At 60.0% G+C, this 20,171-nt stretch carries 22 protein-coding genes and 3 tRNA genes; 13 read left to right on the forward strand and 12 right to left on the reverse strand.

Annotation, left to right across the window (positions count from 1 at the left end; translation table 11 throughout):
* Nucleotides 1–23: 23 nt before the first annotated feature.
* Nucleotides 24–875, reverse strand: coding sequence for a galactan export ABC transporter permease subunit Wzm/RfbD (gene wzm / locus BJ985_RS08990; RefSeq protein WP_179387609.1), 852 nt, complete (start codon nt 873–875; stop codon nt 24–26).
* Between the two features lie 213 nt (nt 876–1,088).
* Here wzm and BJ985_RS08995 point away from each other — a divergent pair, with 213 nt between their 5' ends.
* On the forward strand, nt 1,089–2,345 hold the full coding sequence (locus BJ985_RS08995) for an aminotransferase class V-fold PLP-dependent enzyme (RefSeq protein WP_005329740.1): 1,257 nt from the start codon (nt 1,089–1,091) through the stop codon (nt 2,343–2,345).
* On the opposite strand, the gene BJ985_RS09000 is transcribed toward BJ985_RS08995, so the two are convergent.
* Nucleotides 2,342–3,298: an NAD(P)H-quinone oxidoreductase gene (locus tag BJ985_RS09000; RefSeq protein WP_179387610.1), complete on the reverse strand. Its 957-nt coding sequence runs from the start codon at nt 3,296–3,298 to the stop codon at nt 2,342–2,344. The two genes, BJ985_RS08995 and BJ985_RS09000, sit on opposite strands and share 4 nt — an antisense overlap.
* A 177-nt stretch (nt 3,299–3,475) precedes the next feature.
* On the opposite strand from BJ985_RS09000, the gene BJ985_RS09005 reads away from it, so the two are divergent.
* The 3 genes from BJ985_RS09005 to BJ985_RS09015 all read left to right on the forward strand — a co-directional run bounded on the left by BJ985_RS09005 (nt 3,476) and on the right by BJ985_RS09015 (nt 6,510).
* Nucleotides 3,476–3,559, forward strand: a tRNA-Ser gene (locus BJ985_RS09005).
* 880 nt (nt 3,560–4,439) lie between these two features.
* Nucleotides 4,440–6,047, forward strand: a complete 1,608-nt coding sequence (locus BJ985_RS09010) for a hypothetical protein (protein WP_179387260.1) — start codon at nt 4,440–4,442, stop codon at nt 6,045–6,047.
* Nucleotides 6,048–6,249: 202 nt separating this feature from the next.
* Entirely contained in the window at nt 6,250–6,510 is a 261-nt protein-coding gene (locus tag BJ985_RS09015; RefSeq protein ID WP_179387261.1) for a hypothetical protein, read from the forward strand.
* A gap of 27 nt (nt 6,511–6,537) precedes the next feature.
* Here the strand turns inward: BJ985_RS09015 and BJ985_RS09020 are convergent, their stop codons facing one another.
* From BJ985_RS09020 to BJ985_RS09035, 4 genes are read right to left on the reverse strand one after another with little or no spacing between them, the layout of a single operon-like run.
* The gene (locus tag BJ985_RS09020; RefSeq protein WP_179387262.1) at nt 6,538–7,536 is read right to left on the reverse strand and encodes a ThiF family adenylyltransferase; all 999 of its coding nucleotides are present in this window, start codon (nt 7,534–7,536) and stop codon (nt 6,538–6,540) included.
* Nucleotides 7,533–7,994: a molybdenum cofactor biosynthesis protein MoaE gene (locus tag BJ985_RS09025; protein WP_005323197.1), complete on the reverse strand. Its 462-nt coding sequence runs from the start codon at nt 7,992–7,994 to the stop codon at nt 7,533–7,535. The genes BJ985_RS09020 and BJ985_RS09025 overlap by 4 nt, the downstream gene beginning before the upstream one ends.
* Nucleotides 7,984–8,463: a MogA/MoaB family molybdenum cofactor biosynthesis protein gene (locus BJ985_RS09030; protein WP_005323196.1), complete on the reverse strand. Its 480-nt coding sequence runs from the start codon at nt 8,461–8,463 to the stop codon at nt 7,984–7,986. Before BJ985_RS09030 ends, BJ985_RS09025 begins: the two co-directional genes overlap by 11 nt.
* Complete coding sequence (locus BJ985_RS09035) at nt 8,460–9,596, reverse strand: molybdopterin molybdotransferase MoeA (RefSeq protein WP_005329733.1); 1,137 nt, start codon at nt 9,594–9,596, stop codon at nt 8,460–8,462. Before BJ985_RS09035 ends, BJ985_RS09030 begins: the two co-directional genes overlap by 4 nt.
* A gap of 59 nt (nt 9,597–9,655) precedes the next feature.
* On the opposite strand from BJ985_RS09035, the gene BJ985_RS09040 reads away from it, so the two are divergent.
* Nucleotides 9,656–9,916, forward strand: a complete 261-nt coding sequence (locus BJ985_RS09040; protein ID WP_005329732.1) for a MoaD/ThiS family protein — start codon at nt 9,656–9,658, stop codon at nt 9,914–9,916.
* Here BJ985_RS09040 and BJ985_RS09045 read toward each other — a convergent pair.
* Together BJ985_RS09045 and hisC are read right to left on the reverse strand one after the other, a co-directional pair.
* Nucleotides 9,913–10,305 carry a phage holin family protein gene (locus BJ985_RS09045; protein ID WP_179387263.1) on the reverse strand — a complete coding sequence of 131 codons (393 nt, stop codon included), beginning with the start codon at nt 10,303–10,305 and terminating at the stop codon, nt 9,913–9,915. The genes BJ985_RS09040 and BJ985_RS09045 overlap by 4 nt on opposite strands.
* The gene (hisC, locus tag BJ985_RS09050; RefSeq protein ID WP_005329730.1) at nt 10,306–11,358 is read right to left on the reverse strand and encodes a histidinol-phosphate transaminase; all 1,053 of its coding nucleotides are present in this window, start codon (nt 11,356–11,358) and stop codon (nt 10,306–10,308) included.
* Between the two features lie 108 nt (nt 11,359–11,466).
* Here hisC and BJ985_RS09055 point away from each other — a divergent pair.
* Nucleotides 11,467–11,555: transfer RNA gene (locus tag BJ985_RS09055), tRNA-Ser, on the forward strand.
* An 80-nt stretch (nt 11,556–11,635) separates the two neighbouring features.
* On the opposite strand, the gene BJ985_RS09060 is transcribed toward BJ985_RS09055, so the two are convergent.
* From BJ985_RS09060 to BJ985_RS09070, 3 genes are all read right to left on the reverse strand, one after another.
* Nucleotides 11,636–11,860, reverse strand: a complete 225-nt coding sequence (locus tag BJ985_RS09060; RefSeq protein ID WP_034668758.1) for a hypothetical protein — start codon at nt 11,858–11,860, stop codon at nt 11,636–11,638.
* A gap of 80 nt (nt 11,861–11,940) precedes the next feature.
* Nucleotides 11,941–12,324, reverse strand: coding sequence for an NUDIX hydrolase (locus tag BJ985_RS09065; RefSeq protein WP_005323190.1), 384 nt, complete (start codon nt 12,322–12,324; stop codon nt 11,941–11,943).
* Between the two features lie 64 nt (nt 12,325–12,388).
* On the reverse strand, nt 12,389–13,126 hold the full coding sequence (locus BJ985_RS09070) for a hypothetical protein (protein WP_005329725.1): 738 nt from the start codon (nt 13,124–13,126) through the stop codon (nt 12,389–12,391).
* 113 nt (nt 13,127–13,239) lie between these two features.
* Between BJ985_RS09070 and BJ985_RS09075 the strand changes: the two genes are divergently transcribed.
* From BJ985_RS09075 to BJ985_RS09100, 6 genes are all read left to right on the forward strand, one after another.
* Nucleotides 13,240–13,602 carry a YidH family protein gene (locus BJ985_RS09075; protein WP_034668755.1) on the forward strand — a complete coding sequence of 121 codons (363 nt, stop codon included), beginning with the start codon at nt 13,240–13,242 and terminating at the stop codon, nt 13,600–13,602.
* Nucleotides 13,595–13,903: a DUF202 domain-containing protein gene (locus tag BJ985_RS09080; protein ID WP_005323186.1), complete on the forward strand. Its 309-nt coding sequence runs from the start codon at nt 13,595–13,597 to the stop codon at nt 13,901–13,903. Before BJ985_RS09075 ends, BJ985_RS09080 begins: the two co-directional genes overlap by 8 nt.
* Before the next feature lie 44 nt (nt 13,904–13,947).
* Nucleotides 13,948–14,727, forward strand: a complete 780-nt coding sequence (locus BJ985_RS09085) for an LppP/LprE family lipoprotein (RefSeq protein WP_234447421.1) — start codon at nt 13,948–13,950, stop codon at nt 14,725–14,727.
* Nucleotides 14,728–14,819: 92 nt separating this feature from the next.
* On the forward strand, nt 14,820–16,184 hold the full coding sequence (mgtE, locus tag BJ985_RS09090; RefSeq protein WP_179387264.1) for a magnesium transporter: 1,365 nt from the start codon (nt 14,820–14,822) through the stop codon (nt 16,182–16,184).
* Between the two features lie 260 nt (nt 16,185–16,444).
* The gene (locus BJ985_RS09095) at nt 16,445–18,019 is read left to right on the forward strand and encodes an SLC13 family permease (protein ID WP_005323181.1); all 1,575 of its coding nucleotides are present in this window, start codon (nt 16,445–16,447) and stop codon (nt 18,017–18,019) included.
* Nucleotides 18,020–18,250: 231 nt separating this feature from the next.
* Nucleotides 18,251–18,323: transfer RNA gene (locus BJ985_RS09100), tRNA-Arg, on the forward strand.
* Nucleotides 18,324–18,376: 53 nt separating this feature from the next.
* Here BJ985_RS09100 and BJ985_RS09105 read toward each other — a convergent pair.
* Nucleotides 18,377–19,579, reverse strand: a complete 1,203-nt coding sequence (locus BJ985_RS09105) for an IS481 family transposase (RefSeq protein WP_179387265.1) — start codon at nt 19,577–19,579, stop codon at nt 18,377–18,379.
* 238 nt (nt 19,580–19,817) lie between these two features.
* Here BJ985_RS09105 and BJ985_RS09110 point away from each other — a divergent pair, with 238 nt between their 5' ends.
* Nucleotides 19,818–20,009, forward strand: a complete 192-nt coding sequence (locus BJ985_RS09110) for a hypothetical protein (RefSeq protein ID WP_005323180.1) — start codon at nt 19,818–19,820, stop codon at nt 20,007–20,009.
* Nucleotides 20,010–20,171 lie beyond the last annotated feature (162 nt).

The following is a 20,171-nucleotide window of genomic DNA, read 5'->3' on the forward strand; positions in this document are numbered from 1 at the left end:
CTCAGGAAGTGCAGGGCGTGGGCTTAAACCCAGTAGCTGACGCGGAAGCGCCACTTGCGCATGACCAAGCCGGCGATGAGCAGGCCAAGAACGGTGCAGCCAATAACGATCCACCAGTGGTAGGCGGCCACCGGCTCACCGATCATGGGCGCACGGACGATTTCCAGGTAGTGGTAGAGCGGGTTGATTTCCGCGATGCGGGCGCGGCTGGACACCGCACCGCCCTGGTCCTTCAAGGTATTGGTCATCCACACAATCGGGGTGACGTAGAACAGCAGCTGGGTCAGTGCTTCAAGCAGCGGAGCGACGTCACGGAAGCGGGTAGCGATGATGCCAAAGAACATCGTGACCCACACGCCGTTGACCAGCAACAAGGCCAAGCCGGGGAGGAAGAGGAAGAACTCCCATCCCAAGTTGCGCGGGAAGATAAGGATAAGCAGCAACCAGATGATGAGGTTATGGCCCAAAAACAGCGTCTGGCGCCACACCAAGCGGTAAACGTGCACCGACAGCGGGGCTGGGAGCTGTTTAATCAAGCCCTCGTTGTCAATGAAGACCGTGGAGCCTTCTTTGATGCAGCCCGAAATGAAGGTCCACATAATAAGGCCCACGGTGACGTGGGGGAGGAACTCCGCGACGGGAATCTGGAAGAGCATGGAATACAACAGGCCCAAGGCGAGGGCCATCACGCCGGTGGCGATGGTGATCCAAAACGGGCCCAGGACAGAGCGGCGGTAGCGCTGCTTAATATCTTGAATGCCCAGTTTGAACCACAGCTCGCGCTGCTGTGCACCCTGCACCAGGTCCGCGAAGGCGGCCTTGAGGGTCTCGGACTGGGACGCTGGGGTGGCCTCGCCGTCTGGCTGGGAGGTCATGCGGGCGATATCAGCGCGCAGTTGATTGTTATCTTGCACGCTCAACACCCTAGCGCGCGGGCTGGGCAAACGGGAACTACACGCCGCCAGCCTGCGAAAACAGCGATATCCAGCGAAAATTCAAATTTGGGAAACTTGGGCCAAACGCGTATACAGTAGGGAACCGACCGCCACTGTGTGGCGATGCCTAGCGCGATAAAGAAGGGGACCGTAATGCCAGCAGGAGCTTCGGCACACTACGACGTATTCAGTGTGCGCGGTTTATACACCGGGCTATCTGATGGTTGGACCTACCTCAACGCGCACGCGGTGCCCCAAATTTCTGAGCGCGTCGCCTCCGGCGTGGCGCGATCCTTCCGGATGTCCACCGCAGTGGCCACCCAGGAGGGCCCAGGCGGCGCCCACTCCGCCACGCCCGCGCCGGGCCGTTTGGAAGGCGATGGTAATTACACCGCCGCACGCATGGCTGTAGCGGATCTGACCGGGTCCAAGGCAGACCGCGTAGTGCTTGGCCCGTCCTTGCCCGTGTTGTACCAGTCCTTGGCGCAGACGGCCCGTCCGCTATTGGGCAGCAATTCCTCGGTGGTGCTCTCCAAGCTGGATCCGCCGTCTTTGTACTCGGCGTTTTCTGAGGTCAAGGCAGAAACCCGTTGGGCCCAGCCAGACTTGGGTACGGGTGAGCTGCCAGGTTTCCAATTTGCCGAGCTGGTCGATGGCTCCACGCGCCTCGTTGCCTTCTCCGCCGCGCACGAGCTTTTGGGTACGGTATCCCCGGCCGCTGAGATCATTGACACCGTCCATGAGCGCTCCCGCGCCTGGACGCTTCTCGACGTCTCTGCGATCGCTCCCTACCGCCCCATCAACTTCGATGATCTCGGCGCCGATATCTTAGGCCTCGACCTGGGATTGCTGGGCGGACCGCAGCTAGCGGCGCTTGTCTTCCGCGATACCCGCATGTTCCGCCGCCTCGACGCCCTCGATCCGGTGCATACCGGCAAGGGTTCTCGCAAGCTGGAAACACCCATTTCCTCTGGCTTGGCCGGCGGTGTCGGACCGCTCGTGGACCATCTTGCCGCCCTCGCCGGTGGGGAGAGCGGCTCGCGCCGCAAGCGCCTGCGCACCTCCATGGATGCGCTCAGCGTCTACTTGGAGGATCTGCGCGCTGACCTCTATTCCTTCTTGAGCACCCTGCCCGCCGTGCATATTCTTGGCGTGACCGGGGAGGCTGCCGCAGGCGCCTCCGACGATCGCCTGCCGCGCCTCACCTTCGCAGTAAAGGGTGTTCCGGCCGAGACCGTGCACAAGCGCCTCTTTGATAACGGCCTTGTTACCACGCTTGCCCCGCAGACCCCGTTGCTCACGGAGATGGGCGTGGAAGAAATTGGCGGTGCCGTTACTGTTGCGCTCGGCCCCTTCAACACCTATCACGACGTTGAGCATCTCATCCGCGTCGTAGCCTCGCTGGCTTAAACGGTAAGAACCAAGGTGCCGGTGACCTCGCCGCTGTCTAGGGCGGTGTGGGCCTGGGCGGCGTCGGCAAGCGGGTAAGTGGCGTGCAGCGCGTGCTTTACGCGGCCGTCTTCCAACATGGGCCACACATTTTCTACCGTGCCCGCCACAATCTGTGCCTTGTCTTCTAAGTCGCGGGCGCGCAGCGTCGTGCCCTGGACGGTCAGGCGCTTGGGCAGCATGGCGCCCAAGTTGATTTCCGCCTTGGTGCCACCCTGCATGCCAATGATGATGAGCTTGCCGTCCTTGGCCAGGCACTTCATATTCTTTTCCAGATATTTCGCGCCGATGATGTCCAAAATGACATCGCAGCTTCCCTTCAACTCTTCTACGAAGTCGTGCTCCTTATAGTTGATGAGAATATCGGCGCCTAGCTCGCGGCAACGCTCCAACTTTTCCTTCGAGCCAGCCGTCACCGCCACCTCTGCGCCGAGGGCCTTGGCTACCTGGATGGCAAAAGTGCCAATGCCGCCGCCTCCGCCATGGATGAGGACGCGCTGGCCCTCGTGAAGGCCTGCCTCAATGCCTAGGTTGGACCACACGGTGCATCCGACCTCAACCACCGCTGCAGTTTCCTCGACGCTCAACCCCTTGGGCACGGGAAGCAGCTGGCCCTGCGGAACCGCGACGTATTCGGCGTAGCCACCACCGGCAAGCAGGCAGCCCACCTCGGTGCCTACCTCCCAGTTCGTATCTCCGGCATCGGCAATGGTGCCTGCTGCTTCTAAGCCCAAGATTTCCGACGCCCCCGGTGGCGGCGGATAGGCACCCATCGTCTGCAGGATATCGCCGCGGTTAACGCCGGCCGCCTGCACCTTCACAAGCACTTCGCCTGGACGCAGCTGTGGGAGAGCGACTTCGCGGAGCTCTAAGGACCGACGATCCTGCGGGTCGGTCTGAACGATGGCCTTCATGCGTGTTGTAGTCATGGATCCAATCTAACGAACCTGGTGTGTCCTGCGCCACGAAATTCGGAGTATCCAGCGGCGATATCCAGTGCTGCAGGTGGCTTTTTGGGAAACCGGGCTATCTATTTAGTACACTGACCAAGTTGCTTCGTAGGCACGATGAGTGTTTTCGAAGAACAACATGGAGACGTGGCAGAGCGGCCGAATGCACCGGTCTTGAAAACCGGCGAGGTAATACCTCCGCGGGTTCAAATCCCGCCGTCTCCGCCGCAGGCACAGTCCCTAGTCAGTGATGGCTAGGGACTGTGCTTTTTCTATTGCGTGCCGGCTTAAGGTCGTGACGATGCCATAGCGCTACCAAATGGGACTTTCTATTACATCAATCCGAGCCCGGTAGTTGAGCTATCAACAGACAAACTCGACGTCGGATATGTTCTATTAGAATGCCCATTCGATGTTATGTATTAGTTCTTTAATACGTTTGCCTATTCAGAATTAGAAAGAGAAAGGGGCGTCTAAGAGTCCTGTGAGTTTCTATGTCAAATCAAATCCTGCACCACTAGGTACATCTGCGCTGGTGAAGGTGCAATTAAGTGCATAGTTTGCGCTATAGAGTATGCAAATATGCAACTTAAATAGAGGGTAAGTTAAGTAGCCCTTAAGCCAATATTAGATAGAAGGGGAATAAAGGGCCTGCATACGGATCTGCAGTAGCGGCCTATGTGGCTGGTCTGGATAGCCTGAAGTGCTTTCCCGGGAGGGGTACCTAGCTGTGAATGGTCGAAAAAATGCATAAAAAGAAATAAATTATGCACGCCCCGTATGGGGGTAAAACTGTGTCTCAATATTCACAATTGCCACACGGGCGCTGGTTCCTATTTTTCCAGGGGCCTCCAATTCTGTGTGTGATGACCAGCAAAAATGGAGGATTTCCAGTCTGGATTGCCTGAAAATTACCTGCCAACGCGATTGGATTGGGCTGGAAGCGAGCTTGCTTGTTGGATAGTGTCATTTCCAGCGACAAAAGCTGCACTGAATGTTGAGAATGAGAAGTTCATTCGTTGGAACATCGCTCGCGTCGCCCTACACGACGGTTATCGAAAGATAATTCTCACTGACCCAAACTCAACTCTCTTTAGGGGAAAATATGTTCAAGAACCGTGTTCGTACCGCCGCTCTTGCTGGCGCTGTTGCAGTTGCTACCGGTGTCTCCGGTCTGGCTGTTCCCGCTTTCGCAGAAGACAACGCTGTTTCTAACACCATCGGTGGCGGCTTCAACGAGGCTGACAACTCCGCTGCTAAGGGTGTAGTTGCTAACAACGTCTCTGAGCGTGCCCTGCTGAACAAGACCGACGCTACTGCGAACTACATCGTGAACCACAACCAGTGGTACGACCTGTACCACAACGCTGCACAGGCAGCTACCGACGGCCTCGACCCGTCCGAAGAGGCTGCATTCCAGAACCTGAAGCGTGAGGCTGAGAACGCAGGCAAGCAGCTGGCACAGGCTGAGCAGAACGTTCAGGATGCACGCGCTTCCGTTGCTTACGCACTGGAGAAGGACGAGGCAGCTAACAAGGCTTGGGACAACGCAGACTCCAAGGAGGCGGCGCTAGAGGCTGCTAAGGCTGCTGCTGTTTCCGCTATCGCTCCGGCCGTAAAGGCTGCTAACGCTGAAGGCCAGCAGGGCGGCCAGCCGGACCTGCAGGTTCCGGCAACCGGTTCCGTTGCTGACCTCAAGGCTGCGCTCAAGACCTACGAAGACGCATACGACCACGCAGGTGAGCGCGACGCAGACCAGGCAAAAGGCGACTTCATCCCGCGCGACTACATCGGTCTGCTGGAGACCCTGATCTCCACCGCCAAGGATGAGCTGGGCAAGGTAGAGGCAGCTCAGGCTGCTTACGACGAGGCTGTGGCAGCTGCTAAGGACGCTTCCCGCGAAGCACAGAAGTCCGACGTTCTGGTTCGCCAGGGCTTCCTGAACCGTGCATTCGCTCAGGTTCGCGTTCTGCGTGCTCTCGAGGCTCGCTTCGCTGTCTCCACTCGTGAGATTGAGCTGCGCGAGTCCCCGCAGAACAAGAACGTTGTTATCGACGGCCAGACCAAGACCCTGCGTACCGCTTACGCAGAGCTCATCACTGGTGGTCCTAAGGGCATCCTGAACGTTGCTATCGACGACACCACCGCTCGTCTGAAGGCTGCTGACGTCAAGGCTCTGAAGGGCTGGGACGGCGACCTGGACAACTTCGACGGCTCCCTGGCAAAGGAAGGCGAAGAGAAGGTCTACGACGCCATGAAGGAAGAGGCACAGCGTAAGGCATACGAGGCCATCGACTCCGAGCGTGACTGGGAAGAGGCTGTTAAGAAGGTCTCCAACGAGGATGACAAGATCATCGCGCAGCAGCTGAAGGAGACCGCACAGGACGAGGCTCAGAAGGCTCAGGAAGAGAAGCGCGCTGAGGAGTCCGCTAAGCAGCAGGAGCTCCTAGAGCAGCTCATCGCAGCTATCAACAACAAGAACAAGGACAACACCCCGGCTCCGGAAGAAAACGGTAAGACCGAGACCGAGACCGAGGGCGGTAAGACCGAGACCGAGACCGAGGGCGAGGGCAAGGAAAGCTCCTCCAAGCTGTCCCCGCTGGGCATCGCTGGCATCGTAGTTGGCGTGCTGGGCGCAATCGCTGCTATCTTCCCGTTCTTGGGCAAGCAGCTGAACCTGCAGCTGCCGCAGCTGCCTAAGCTTCCTTTCTAAGTTAAAGGAGCATAGAAGCTTATAGCTTCTGAGTGAGGGAGTGCAGTATTAAGGCACCCTACCGATTCGGTAGGGTGCCTACTCACGTTTTGGGCGGTTTCGCGGGGTGACAGTGAAAATTAAGTCCACGGCCAGACAGCGTTTACATTGAATTCCTACCGTGAGGTACGGACTTTCAAACACCGTTAACGTTGAGGCGACTATGACAAATTATATTTCCTACTTGGCCGAGGACCAGATACCGGCATCGTATGACTGGCTATGGAGCGGGCTAGGAGCCGTCATCGTCATCGCCTTGTTGGTCTTTTGGGTGGCCTCTCTCATTTCCATCATCCGTTCGGGATATAGCGGAGGCGTCAAGATATTGCTGGTGATGGCGGCGTTTGCCTACCCGTTCCTCGGGCCACTTGTATGGTTCCTTTTTGCGCGGAATAAGGAGCGTAAGACCAAAATCGACCGATAGGCTGCGGTCTTGCCAAGGGGAATTCGGTTACTGCTGCTCGAGCCAGGAATTGATGCCGCCGCGTAGGGAGACGACGTTGGTGAAGCCGCGTTTGCGGAGGATATCCACCGCTTGGGCGGAGCGGATGCCGCTGGCGCAATAGATAACGGCCGCAGCATCTGGTTCGATGTCGGGGTCTTCGCCGGCGAGGATGCGGTCGAGTTCGAAGTGTGTGGAATTGGGGATCGCGGATTGGGCACGCTCGGGGGAGGTGCGGACGTCGATAAGCGGGGCGTGTGGGGGAATCTCGCGGACCTCGGGGGCGTCGGCAGGCTGAGTAGGCTGTGCGCCGGTGGGCTGGAGGGGAATGTATTCCCAGGTACCCGATAGGGCGTCGAAGTAGCCGAGCGTGCCGATGAGTGGGGTGCCTACGCCGGTGATGAGTTTGAGGGCTTCGAGCGCCATGGCTGAGCCGACAACGCCGACCACTGGGCCTAAGACTCCGGCCTGCGAGCAGGAGGGAACCTCGCCGGGTGCGGGAGCTGTAGGAAAGACATCCTCGTAGACGGGGCCGTGGCCGGACCAGAAAACGCTGAGCTGGGCATCGAAGCCGAGGATGGAGGCCCATACGTGCGGGATGCCGAGCTCGTGGGCGGCCCAGGAGCTGAGGTAGCGGGCGTCGAAATTATCGGTGCCATCGAGGATGAGATCGCAGCCGCGCAGCTGCTCAAGTGCCGTCGCTGATTCGAGGCGGCCGTGGCAGGTGATGTCCACCTCTGGATTGAGTGCGCGGACGGTGGCCGCGGCGGAATCCGTCTTCGGTGTGCCGATGGCGGCGGTGGTGTGGATGACTTGGCGGTGCAGGTTGGAGGGGGAGACCACGTCGTCGTCGAAAAGCGAAATGCGGCCCACCCCCGCGCCGGCGAGGTAAAGCAGGGCCGGGGATCCCAGGCCACCGGCGCCGATGACCGCTACGTGCGCGTCGCTGAGCTTGCGCTGGCCTTCCTCGCCCCAGAGCGCTTCCTGGCGGGCATAGCGGATGCTCATTCCAGACCCACCCAATTGGTGGAGCCATCGCCGTGGCTTTGTTCCTTCCAGATGGGGACTTCCGCCTTGACCCGATCGGCGCATTCCTCGGCGGCCCGGAAGGCATCGCCGCGGTGCGCGGCGGCCGCTACTACGGCAAAGGCGAGGTCGCCGACCTTGAGATCCCCCGTGCGGTGGGCGGCCCACAGGCGCACTGGGTGGTTGGCAGCGACGGAATCGGTGACTTCTTGTAGCTTCTCCGGCGCGGATGGGTGGGCGCTATAGGAAAGAAGGGTGACATTCGGCCGGCCGCCATCGTGATCGCGGACGATGCCCTCAAAAGTGACGACGGCACCCATGGCGGCAGTGGCGGCCTCTTCCTTGGCAGCGGCAAGGAGGGATTCAAGGGGTTGATCGCTCAGAAGCGTGCCAATGGTGCAACCGGTTTGCTCGGCCACATAGGAGGGATCAGTGCTCATGTTTTCCTTCTAACATATCGACGATCGGAACGATTAATTCTTCCAAAACCGCGCAGCCGTCTTTTACCCCGCCGGTGGAACCGGGAAGCGTCATGGCAAAGGTGGAGTCATTGACGCCGGCGATGGCGCGGGAGGCTACCGCGGTGGGTACGCTTTCCAATCCCTTCTGCCAGAAGGCCACCGCTATGCCGGGCAGCTCGCGGGTGATATGTGGGGCGACGGCCTCTACCGTGCGGTCATCGTGCGTCAGCCCGGTGCCGCCGGAGGTCAGGATGACCGCGGGCTTTTCGGCGAAGGCGGCGGCAACGGCGGCGGCGATTTCGGCATCGGGGACGATGCGTGCGTCGGGACAGTCAAAGCCCTTGCGGCGCAAGAAATCCACCGCGATGGGGCCGGAGCGATCGTCGTAGATGCCCGCGGCGGCGCGAGTAGAGGCGACGATGACGATGGCGGTGCGCTGTGCGCTCATAGTGGGTAAACCTCCACTTCCTGGCCTTCTTCAAGGCGTTGACCGGCAGGGATGCGGATGAGATGGGTGGCGTCTGCCGCTTGGGCGAGCAGGTGGGAGCTGGCACCACCGAGGATATGGGCGTGGGAATCGACGCGCCCGCGGCGAAATTGGTCCTTGTGCGGGAGGCCCTCGATGCCCGCGGCCAGGGGGACGTGGAAAGGCTCTGGTGCCCAGCCGAGCGCAGGCGCGACGAAGAGGCGGAAACTTACCAACGTGGAAATGGGGTTTCCGGGCAAGCAGATCACTGGGGTGTTGTGGAAAGTGGCGATGCCCTGCGGGCCACCGGGTTGCTGGTCCACATGGCCGAACCAGCCATCGAGCACCTGGCGGACTACTTCAAATTTCCCGGCGGAGATTCCGCCTGAGGTAATGATGGCGTCCGGGCGGTGCTGCGCGATGGCTTCTGTGAAGGCTAGTTCTAGGGCCTGCGGGTCATCGTCGGTAGTGATATAGCCCGCGACGTCGATGCCGGCGCGGCGGGCCATTGCCGTTAAGAGTGGCGCATTGGCATCCGGAATGGCGGCGCTGCCGTGGCCGATTTCCGCGCCGCCGGTGCAGATGAGGATGCGGGCGGGGCGGTAGACCTCTACCTCGTCGATTCCTTGGGAAGCGAGGGCGGCCAAGCGCACCGGCGTGAGCTTATCGCCGCGGGCGGCGAGGAGGGCGCTTTCTTCCAGGTCCGAGCCGGTGCGGCGGATGAATTGGCCTGGCGACGTCTTTGGCACGGTGATGCGGCCGCCCGGGGAGAGGAATTCTTGTGGTTCGCAGCGCTCGATGGGCACGATTGCTGCAGTTCCATCCGGCACCTTGGCGCCGGTCATGATGGGGCAGGCGCTGGCAAGCGGGCCGTCGAGTACCTGGGCGGGCTCCGTGCCGGCCGCGATGGTGGGGCCCACCGGGTAGGTCCCGGCCGCGCACTGCGGGAGGGCGTAGCCATCCATCTGGGAGTTATCAAAGCGAGGGGAGGGGAAGCCGGCGTGTATGTCTGCAGCTAGAACCATATCCTGCGCCTGGGTGAGGGGCACGGTGGTGGCTTGGCGTGCGGGCAGGGCCGCTGCGACCTCGCGCGCGTGAGTCTCGGGTGTGCGCATGGCGGCTAGTTTACCCGCGGTCTCGACATGGCATGGGCGTGCGGGGCATAGTAGAGGGCATGTTGACCGTTCACTATTTCGCCGCCGCCCGCGCCGCTGCGGGCGTGGCTTCTGAGCAGGTAGAAGCCCCCGCCACCTTGGGTGATCTGGTGGCGCAGCTGAGCGAGGAGCATACCGGCACCACCGAGGCCGGCATGAGCCTGAAAGAGGTCTTGGGGCGCTGTAGCTTTCTTATCGACGGCGCCGGGAACACCGCCATGGATTCCCCGCTGGCTGGTGTTACCCGGGTGGACGTCCTGCCGCCGTTTGCGGGCGGCTAGTCGCGCTGCCGCAGCGGGCTAGTAAAGAAGTTGATGACGCTGCTGACTATGGACAGCACGATGGCGCCGATGATCGCGGCGCCCCAGGAGTCGATGACGAGGTGGCCGATTCCCAGGTCCAGGGAATTGAGCGTCCACTCCACGATGATGAGCGCGGCGCCGTTGATGACGAGGGAGAAAAGTCCGAGCGTCAGGCAGGTCAGCGGCGCGCCGAGGACGCGCAGGACCGGCATGACCACGGCATTAATAATGATGAAGACGATGGCGATGGCGATGAAGTTGCCGGTCTCTGCTGGGGTGATGGTGATGCCGGGAATGACGGCAACTACCGCCCACAGCGCCACCGCGATGGCAAAGACATTCAGGACAAAGTTGATGAGTGAGCGCATTTAGCCTCCTATGGTTGCGTTCCACGCCTGCAGCAGGGTGTCGGTTTCTTCTTCGGTGGTCACGGTAATGCGTATGCCTTCGCTAAACGCGCGCACGAGCACGCCGCGTTCGGCCAGGCGAGCGGCCACTTCCTGCGGGGTACCAAGGCGGGCCAGATTCGCGGCCGGCAGCCAGACATGGTTTGCCTCGGAATGCGGCACTCCCCAGTCCTGCAAGGCTTCTTCTAGGCGCTCGCGCTGGGCGACGGCCTCATCAGTGCGCTCCCGCAGCGAATCCTGCGCTGCCAGGGCTGCGCGGGCGCCAACCTGCGCCACGGTGCTGGCGGAAAAGGGGATGGCCACCTTATTGAGGGCCTCAATAATATTTTCCGGGCCAAAGGCATAACCGATGCGCACCCCGGCCAGGCCATAAGCCTTTGAGAAGGTGCGCAGGCACACCAGGTTGGGATAGGTGCCCACTAGCTCCGTACCCAGCGGAATGTTGGTGGCGCGGTTGTATTCGATATAGGCCTCGTCGAGGGCAACGAGGACGTCGGCAGGCACGGCATCCATGAAAGCGGCGAACTCGTCCTTGGTCACCGTGGTGCCGGACGGGTTATTGGGGTTGCACACGAAGATAAGCCGGGTCTTGTCCGTAATCTTCTGCGCCATGGCCGGCAGATCCACGCGCTGGTCTGCACCTAGCGGAACCGGGATGGGGTGGGCGCCGACTACCTGGGCGAAGATGGGGTAGGCCTCGAAGGAGCGCCACGGGAAGAGGACTTCTTCACCAGGGGTAGCGGCAATTTCTACCAACTGTTGGCACAGCGCCGACGATCCGGTGCCCACCGCTACCTGCTCGGGATCCACACCTAGGTGCGCGGCGAGGTCCTCGCGCAGCGCGGTGGCCGCAATATCCGGGTAACGGTTAGCCTTCGTCACGGCCTCCGCCATGGCCGCGGCCGCCTCCGGCAGCGGCGGGTGCGCGGCCTCGTTGGAGGAGAGCTTGAGCGCGTCATCGTTGCGCGCGCCGGCGGCGTAGGCGGGGATGGCTTTCAGGTCTGGGCGAATCATGCCTCCCACTTTAGGGCCTGCGTCTTTGCTGCGGGCGTGAAAGCAGGGGGCTAGTTTGGCAGCAGCGGGGCAGGCAGGTATTCTCAAACGAGGTTCCTTGAGAACCGTGGAGATGTGCCAGAGCGGCCGAATGGGGCTCCCTGCTAAGGAGTTGACCCTTCTGGGGTCCGGAGGTTCGAATCCTCTCATCTCCGCCATTTAATCCCGAGCGAGCGCGCTCGGGATTTTTTAATTCGCGTTTTCTATTCTCGTCGGCTCCGTGCAGCGGAGAAATCTGCTATTTGCGCTGGTACTTGGCGCAGCGGCGGAAGAGCGTGAGCATGCCAACGCCGAAGATGAAGCTTCCGGTAAAAGCCGCAGCGCGTAGGGAAGTGACCTCGTGGAAGAGGGCAGGCACCATGAGAATGGCGATAACAGAGCTAATGACTCCTAGGGCGAGGAAAGTAATCGTCACGATAGGTCCCGGTGTGGATTGCTGCGGCATGGGGGTCAGTCCTTTCATCACTCAATTCTGATGAAAATAACTCTAGGTTGCCCTCTTAAGAGCCGCAATAGGAAATTCCCAAGAGACTAAGCGGGGCCTTAGGATTCTAGGGCAGGAAAGACCTCGTCACGCAAGAGATGGGCGAGCTCGCGATCCGGGTTGGTCGGGTCTACCCACGCGATTTCGGCAATTTCTGCGGCAGCGCGGGCAAGGACGGGGCGCGGATAGGTAAAGATGCGTCCGCGCACGGTTTCTCCGGGTTCGTTGGCGGCCGGCGCGTCGAAGGTTCCGAGCGGGGAAAGCTCCGGGAGACGGACCTCCACACCGATTTCCTCTGCGACCTCGCGGGCTGCGGCCTGTGCGGGGGTTTCGCCAGCCTCAAGCTTGCCTCCAGGTAACTGGAACTTGGTGGAGGATTCCTTGCGTACGGTGAGAACATGCCCCAAGGAATTGCGGAAAACTACGGCAGCAACTTCAATCATGGGCCCGACTATAACCTCGCGGCGTGCAGGCGGTGAACTTAGATGTGGTGCCTGGTGGTGCTCCTTAATTCATGAAGCGGGGCACCCAGTCGCGTTCAGCTACGGTAAGGGCGGCGGCAATCTGTTCGTGGGTTAAGCCATGGCCGATGGTGCCGGAATCGATCGGGGCGCCGTCTATCACCGCGTAGAGGGTCCAGCCATTATTATGTTCAAAATCCACGCGTAGCTCATCCGGGTGGCCAGCTAGGCAGGTGCCGGAGCTTTCCAATTGAGCGGGACTCGGCAGGCCCGTGGCGCTCAGGCCTTCTACTATGTCGGTGCCGCCATCGGGGCGCAGCACCATGAGGCAGGTGCTGTACATATAGGTGGTCTTGCCGTTGCTGGTTTCGGAACCGCGTTTGACCAGGTTTCCTACTAGGGCCGGGTAGAAGACTAGCCAGTTATTATCCCAGGCCTGCTGGATTCGCTTGCGGTACGACAATGCGCGGCGGATACCCCAGATAGCTGCACAAAGGATTATCCCGAGCAAGGAGAATCCAATAAGGGGCGCACGGGCAGCCAGCAGCACCAGAGGAAAAGCGGAGGTGAGGATGCCAGTTAGCCCGAAGACCATCCCTACGACCATAAAGAGGGATAGGGAGGCATTGCGTCCGGGCGCCGGACCGGCGGCGGCAATGGCCTCACGCAGGGCCGAGCGCTTGGGGTGTGGGTGTGGTTTGTGTACGCCCGCGATGCGGGCGGCACGCGCGAAGCGCAGGCCCGGCGAGGTATCGAATTGCAGGGGGCTTTGGGGCAGGTACATAGCGAGGTGCTCCTTCGCGTAGGGGCTGGCCTGCACTGTTGAGAATACGGGAGGATGCTGCGCAGTGCGCCTTTATTGGGACTCAAACCGAAAATGAATATAAGGTGGTGGACATGAGTGACTCGAGGTTTCCCCGCTCGGTGTTTGCGGTTGGCACCGACCCTGATCCGCGTTTCACGCTCGCTAATGAGCGCACGTTTTTGGCTTGGATCCGCACGTCTTTGGCGTTGATTGCTGGCGGCGTGGCGCTCGAGGCCTTTGACGTTCCGCTGCCGGCCGGTCTGCGTTCTGCGGTGTCGGTATTCATGCTGGTCGTCGCCATTATTCTGCCGCTGGTGGCGTGGGTGCATTGGAAGCAGTCCGAACGCGCAATGCGCGAGGAACGCCCGTTGCCCTTTAGCTTTGCTATCCCGGTGCTCGTCGTGGTGATCATGGTGGTAGCGGGCGCGCTCGTAGTGGGCGAGTTCCTTGGCTAGCCCACTTTTTGATCCCGGCCTGCAGCCCGAACGCACCCGCCTATCGTGGCAGCGCACCCTTTTGGCGTTGTCCTTGGTGGTGCTGGGCGTAATGCGGGCGGTAAGCGTGCATGTCTTTTTGCCGCTGGTTTTTCTCGCCGCCGGCGTTGTGGCGTTGGCCTTGGCGGTGTGGCAGCGTGCCTCGCTTGTCGACGCCGCCTTATCCGCCCACCGCTCCCTCCCGCACGCGGTCATCCTTGCGAGCACCGCGGGACTCGTGTCCCTGCTGGCCTCCTTCGCACTGTGGGGCCTTTTCTTCTAGGTTTTCACCCGGCTCGGGGAACCGTGTCGCTGTATATTATGCCTATGCCTAAATCCCTATCTCTCCCTCTTGTCGTCCTCGCGGCGACCGCCGTCGCCGCCTTGGGTGGGTGTTCCAATTCCCCTGAGTCCGCCGGGCCCGCGGATAAGCCGAATTTCACCGGCACCGCCCCGAGCACCTCTGCGGCGGCCGCGTCCGATACTGAAGCCGAGACTGAGTCCTCGGCCACGGGCTCCCCAGCAGTAGAAACCACCACCGAAGCCGCAGCGGCTAAAGATGAAAACGATGCAGACAAGGGCACCGAGGGCGGCGGGGAAAATAAAATCATCCCGGTAGAGGCCCTCGATTCCCTGTGGGTGCCGGCGTTGTGCGATAACCAAGCGGGCAACTTGGAAGGTGGCCAGCTGCCACAGCATCTTAAGACCGGGATGCTTTTCGACGTCGCCGCGGCGGGCCTGAAGTTGAATCAGGACGATACGCCGAAGGGCGCCTACGCGGATATCAACGGCGATGGCAGGGACGAAGCCGTTATTACCTACGTCTGCAACAAGGGCGGTACGGGATGGCCGGATAACTTGCTCATCTATGACAACGACCTGAATTACATCACCAAGGTGGATGATTGGGAGCGCGAGGGAATGCCACCAGCGCGTGGGCATATCCAGCAGCTGCAGTGGACCAAGGACACGGTCACCGTTACCTGGCGTGCCTATGCTGATGATGACCCGGCCTGCTGCGCTACCCAAGAATTCACCGGAAACCTCACGTTGGACGGGGATACGCCGCACCTTGCGGTAACCGGTCACCGGCAGGTTGCCGGCTAGCGGCATTCCCTGCAGTATGGCGTAGTCTAAATGGGCTGTAACTAATACTCTGGGAGCTTCATCCCAGAGGCAAGAAAGGCAGGGCAGGGCCGATGGCGGAGACCACCGAGCAGGCTAGCGATATCGTCGAGGCGTGGCTGAAACAAGAAGACGCCATCGATCCACACAAGGCCCCGCGCCTGCAAGAACTTTTGGATAAGGTGCCGCTGCAGGATCTCATCGCCGTCGTCGAGCGGCAAAATGCCATCCGCGCGGCGCTGGCCCTGCGCCTGTTGCCGCGCCAAAAATCGATCGCCGTCTTTGACGCCCTAGATGCTAAGCACCAGGCGGATATCATCGATGAGCTGGGAAATTCCGATGTCTATGAGTTCTTTGATGAGCTCGACCCAGAAGACCGCGTGGCCTTGTTGGATGAGCTGCCCGCGGAAATTGCGGACCGCCTGCTGCGCTCGCTGACGCAATCCAAGCGTGATGTCACGGGCGTGGTGCTGGGCTATGACAAGGGATCGGTGGGCCGCCGCATGTCGCCCGAGGTTCCCGTCATCCACCCAGAGATGAGCGTGCGGGATGCCCTGTACAAGCTGCGGGAAACCGCACACGAGCTAGAGACCATCTATACCGTGCCCATTACCCGCGAGGACCGGCGCTTGGTAGGCGTGGTCAGCCTGCGCGAGATTTTTACTGCCGATGCCGCACTCACCATGGCCGATATTATGCAGGAACCCGTCTTTGCCCAGGCCGGCGATGATGCGGAGGAAACCGCGCGGTGGTTCCTGCCGCTGGATATGCTGGCGCTGCCCGTTGTGGATGAGTCGCACCGCCTTGTCGGCCTGCTGACGTGGGATGATGCCACCGATATCGTAGAGGAAGAAGATAGCGAGGACTCCGCTCGCGCCGGCGGTACCGAGGCCCTCCAACAGCCGTACCTGTCCACGCCGCTGCTCAAGCTGGTGCGCTCGCGCATCGTGTGGCTGCTCGTGCTGGCTGTCTCTGCGCTGCTGACGGTGCAGGTGTTGGATTCCTTTGAAGGCACACTGGCCAAGGCCGTGGTCCTGTCGCTCTTTATTCCGCTGCTGACCGGTACCGGTGGAAATACCGGCAACCAGGCGGCGACCACGGTGACGCGTGCCTTGGCGCTGGGCGACGTCCGCACGCGCGATCTCCTCGCCGTCATGTGGCGCGAGCTGCGCGTCGGCATGCTGCTCGGCGCTGTGCTGGGACTAGCTGGCCTGGCGCTGGCCACCCTGGTTTATGGCCTAAGCATCGGCCTCGTCATCGGCTCGACGCTGTTTTTGATCTGTTCCATTTCCGCGACCGTGGGCGGGCTTATGCCCATCGTGGCTAAGACCATCGGCGCCGATCCGGCGGTCTTTTCCAACCCCTTCATTTCTACTTTCTGTGATGCCACGGGCCTGATTATCTACTTCCTGATTGCCAAGACCGTGCTGGGTATCTAGCGCGCCTCCCTACGGTTCGGGGGTGGGGAAGTGGTGGGGTCATTTCTGGTTTCGGGCAGGTGTAGTGTGTGCTCTACGGGGGTGCGGGGGTGGCTGCGTGTGGCGGGATATGGTTTCTGCGTCACATGTTTTGTATGGTCAGTGCATGCTTCGCAGTGAACTGGATAACTTTCAGTCTGCTGCTTCGGCCTAGCTAATAAACTGGGAAATACGGAGCATATCCCACAGCACAATCCTCTCTATGTGAAGGAGCGCGCGGTATGACCACCCCGCATACTCACGAATCTACCGCCCACACCGAAGGTGACGAGGCCCCCGGAGCGCCGCGCAGCGAGTGGCGCCGCCAGTTCATCGGCCTCTTCATCGGCTTGGGTTTGGCCGTACTGGTCTTCTTTATCTTCCCCTCGAATGCGATCGAGACCGTACAGGGCTCCGCGGGTGCGGATCCGGAGGCCGAGTACACGCTCAGTGCCATCCGCACCGTGGCCGCCGTAACCATCTTGATGGGCGTGTGGTGGATGACCGAGGCCATCCCGCTCGCTGCCACCGCGCTGCTGCCGCTGGTCATCTTCCCGCTCGCCGGGGTGGGCACGATTAAAGAGGTGGGTGCCCCATACGCGTCCGCCACCATTTTCTTGTTCATGGGTGGCTTCCTTATTGCGCTTGCCCTGCAGCGCTGGAATTTGCACCGCCGCCTAGCGCTGTACGTGGTGAAGATCATCGGTACCTCGCCCAAGCGCCTGATCTTGGGATTCATGCTGGCCACCGGCTTTTTGTCCATGTGGGTATCTAATACCGCTACGGCAGTGGTGATGCTGCCGATCGGCACCTCGGTGCTGGCACTGACCGCGGAAACTGTAGGCGGCTGGGATAAACAGAAGAAGTTTGCCACGGCACTGATGCTGGGTATCGCGTATTCCGCCTCCATCGGTTCGCTGGGTACGCTCATCGGCACCCCGCCGAATGCCTTCCTCAACGCATATATGGCCGATACCTGGGGCGTTACCCTTGGCTTCGGGCGGTGGATGGCGGTCGGTGTGCCGCTTGCAGCAATCTTCTTGCTGATTGCCTGGGCACTGCTCATCACCGTTTTCAAGCCGGAGATGAAGGATATTCCAGGCGGCCGCGAGCTTATCAACGACGAAATTGAAGCCCTCGGCCCCTGGACCCGCCCCCAAATCATGACCGGCATCATCTTCATCCTCGCCGCCGCAGCCTGGGTTACCCTGCCGCTGGTGCTCAAGGAATTTGAGAACTACGACGATGCCATCGTGGGCATTGCCGCCGGCATCCTGCTCTTTATCCTCCCCGCGGATAACCAGCGCCGCATCCGTTTGCTGGACTGGAAGACGGCCAATGAAATGCCGTGGGACGTCCTCCTGCTCTTCGGCGGTGGCCTGTCGCTGTCCTCGGTCTTTAATTCCTCCGGCCTGTCCCTGTGGATTGGTGAAATGGCCAAGGGGCTTAGCGTCCTGCCCGTTGTCCTCATCGTCTCTGCCGTGGCTGCGCTGGTGCTCTTCCTGACGGAGATCACCTCCAATACGGCGACGGCGGCTACGTTTATTCCGATTATGGGTGGCGTCGCCGTGGGTGTGGGGCTTACTGCCGATGGCGATATCAACGTCCTTCTCCTCACCATTCCGGTGGCCCTCGCGGCAACCTGCGCATTCATGCTCCCAGTTGCCACCCCGCCGAACGCCATTGCCTATGGCTCTGGCTACGTCAAGATTGGCGAGATGATCAAGGGCGGCCTCGGCCTCAATATCATCGGCATCGTCCTCATCACCCTGACGGTGTACTTGCTGGCAGTGCCAATCTTCGGCCTGTCCATCTAGTTCCAGAGCGGAGTCCGTAGCCATTCCCTAAAGAGCACCAGCGTCATTAGGGAATGGCTACATCCGTTACTGTGCTGGCTGAATTTTTAGATAGCGGGAAAACCGATCCTAACCGCCCTCATTCCAGCCAGGTAAACACCGGGTGAACAGGCGATTTGTTAGTTTTCCGTACCGTGGGTATAGTAAATTCTCGTTGCACAGCAGAGCACACGCACTGCTTACCAACGGTCTGCGCCCGTAGCTCAACGGATAGAGCATCTGACTACGGATCAGAAGGTTGGGGGTTCGAATCCCTCCGGGCGCACAATGTGAAGTCTCGAGACATCGTTCCGGTCGATGCCTCGAGATTTTTCGTTTTCAGTTGCCCTGTTGGGGGTCAAGTTCGTTGTCTTTCTTGTTGTAATAGATTTTTTCTTCGGTGAGTGTGTAGGCGGCGATTTGTGCCCCAGTGGTGGTTATTTTGATGCTTACGCGGTTGTCGATGCAGACCATGGTGATTGGTTCGCCGCCCCATCGGCGCCCGATGTAGAGGCGGCGTAGTTTGCCACCCCATCGCAGGGTTGTCTTGCCGTTGGTGCCTACTTTGTCAGTGCGTAGGCGGTAGTCGTGGTCTGGTTTGATGTCTGCTGGGAGAGCTTTGGGCAGTGCTGTGTAGGCTTCTGCGGGGGTGGTTCTGTTTAGGGCTCTATGGGGGCGTTTGTGGTTGTAGTATTCGATGATTTCTTTTAGCTGAGAGTTGAGTTCATCGAGACTTTGAGCTGGTATTTTGCTTGCTAGGGCTAGTTTAAGGGTGTAGTGGAAGCGTTCAACTTTTCCTTGTGTTTGGGGGTGGTAGGGTTTACCGTTTTTCTGCTTGATTCCTAGGTCTATGAGCAGTTGCTCGAATCCGTTTCGCGCGGGGTTTGTCCGGTCTGTGCTGGTTGTGAATGCTCGGCCGTTGTCGGTGAGGGTGGACTGGGGGTAGCCGTGTGTCTGGCCTGCATTAATGAAGCTTTCTATGACGTTTCCCACGGTGGCATTGTTGTAGGCACAGCAGGAGATGATGAACCGGGAATGGTCGTCCAAGATGGTGAGGATAGCTACTCGCTTGTGACCTGCGATGGTCCAGTCACTGTAGTCCATTTGCCATGTTTCGTTGGGTTGATCTGCTTGAAATCGTATCCATGAGCTGCGAGGACGCTTTTGTGGTTGGGCGATGACGTGACCGTTGTTTGCGAGCACTCGGTGGATTGTGGATGGTGCTGGTGGTGGGTCGATTCCCTCTTGCTGCAAGTGCCAGCGAATTGTATGGGCTCCGGCGTTAGTGCCGCGTTCTGTGAGGTCCTGGCGCAGTTTAAGTATGCGGTCGACAGTGCTGGGGTTGAGCGCTCGGGGATTAGTGCGCGGGCGTTTAGAGCGTGGTTCTAGGCGGTTGATTCCGCCTTCTCGGTAGCGGGCTTGAAGTGTTCGGATCCATCTGGTGCTGACGCCGAAATGGTCAGCTGCTTCGGCTTGAGTCATGCCGGTAGCAAGCATGGTTTCGATGATGATTTTTGGGCTTGGTTTTGATTTCTGCTCCATTTTTAAAGCATGGAGGATCGATGTCTCGAGACATCACTTTTTGTCGCGGCCGGGCAAATTTAACTTCAGAGTTTTCTACCGGATCGATGTAATGAGACATTAGTGCTGGTTAGACCGGAACTATCTCATAAGACATGCGGAACGATGTCTCCGAACCAGACACCTCCGGGCGCACAAAATCAGCCGCCTTCGGGCGGCTTTTCTTGTATCTCAGCCCGTCCCACCCAGGTCTCGATCTATGAAGTCTTCCGCCCTCGTCTCCGGCCTCATCGCCGGTGTCATCCTTGGCCTCATGCTATGGCTGGGGTCCGGCATTTTCTGGCTCTTCCTGGTTGGCCTAGGCATTGGGGTCGCTGCAACCCCGCTCCTAAAACTGGCCGCCGATCCTTCTCGTTCGCGCAAGCGCCGCGATAGTTCCTTCCGCGACTAGGTCCGCACCACGCCGCTCCTCACGGCACCCGCATAAGTCAGGCACAAGTCTCACGCAATCCACTTATAAAATGCAGGACAAGTATAAAATATTCGCAGCAACCTTCCAGACAGACTTAGTAGAAAAAGAAAGTCTTTATTAACAAGGGGAGTGCGGCGACGC

Source organism: Corynebacterium tuberculostearicum (assembly GCF_013408445.1).
GTDB lineage: Bacteria > Actinomycetota > Actinomycetes > Mycobacteriales > Mycobacteriaceae > Corynebacterium > Corynebacterium tuberculostearicum.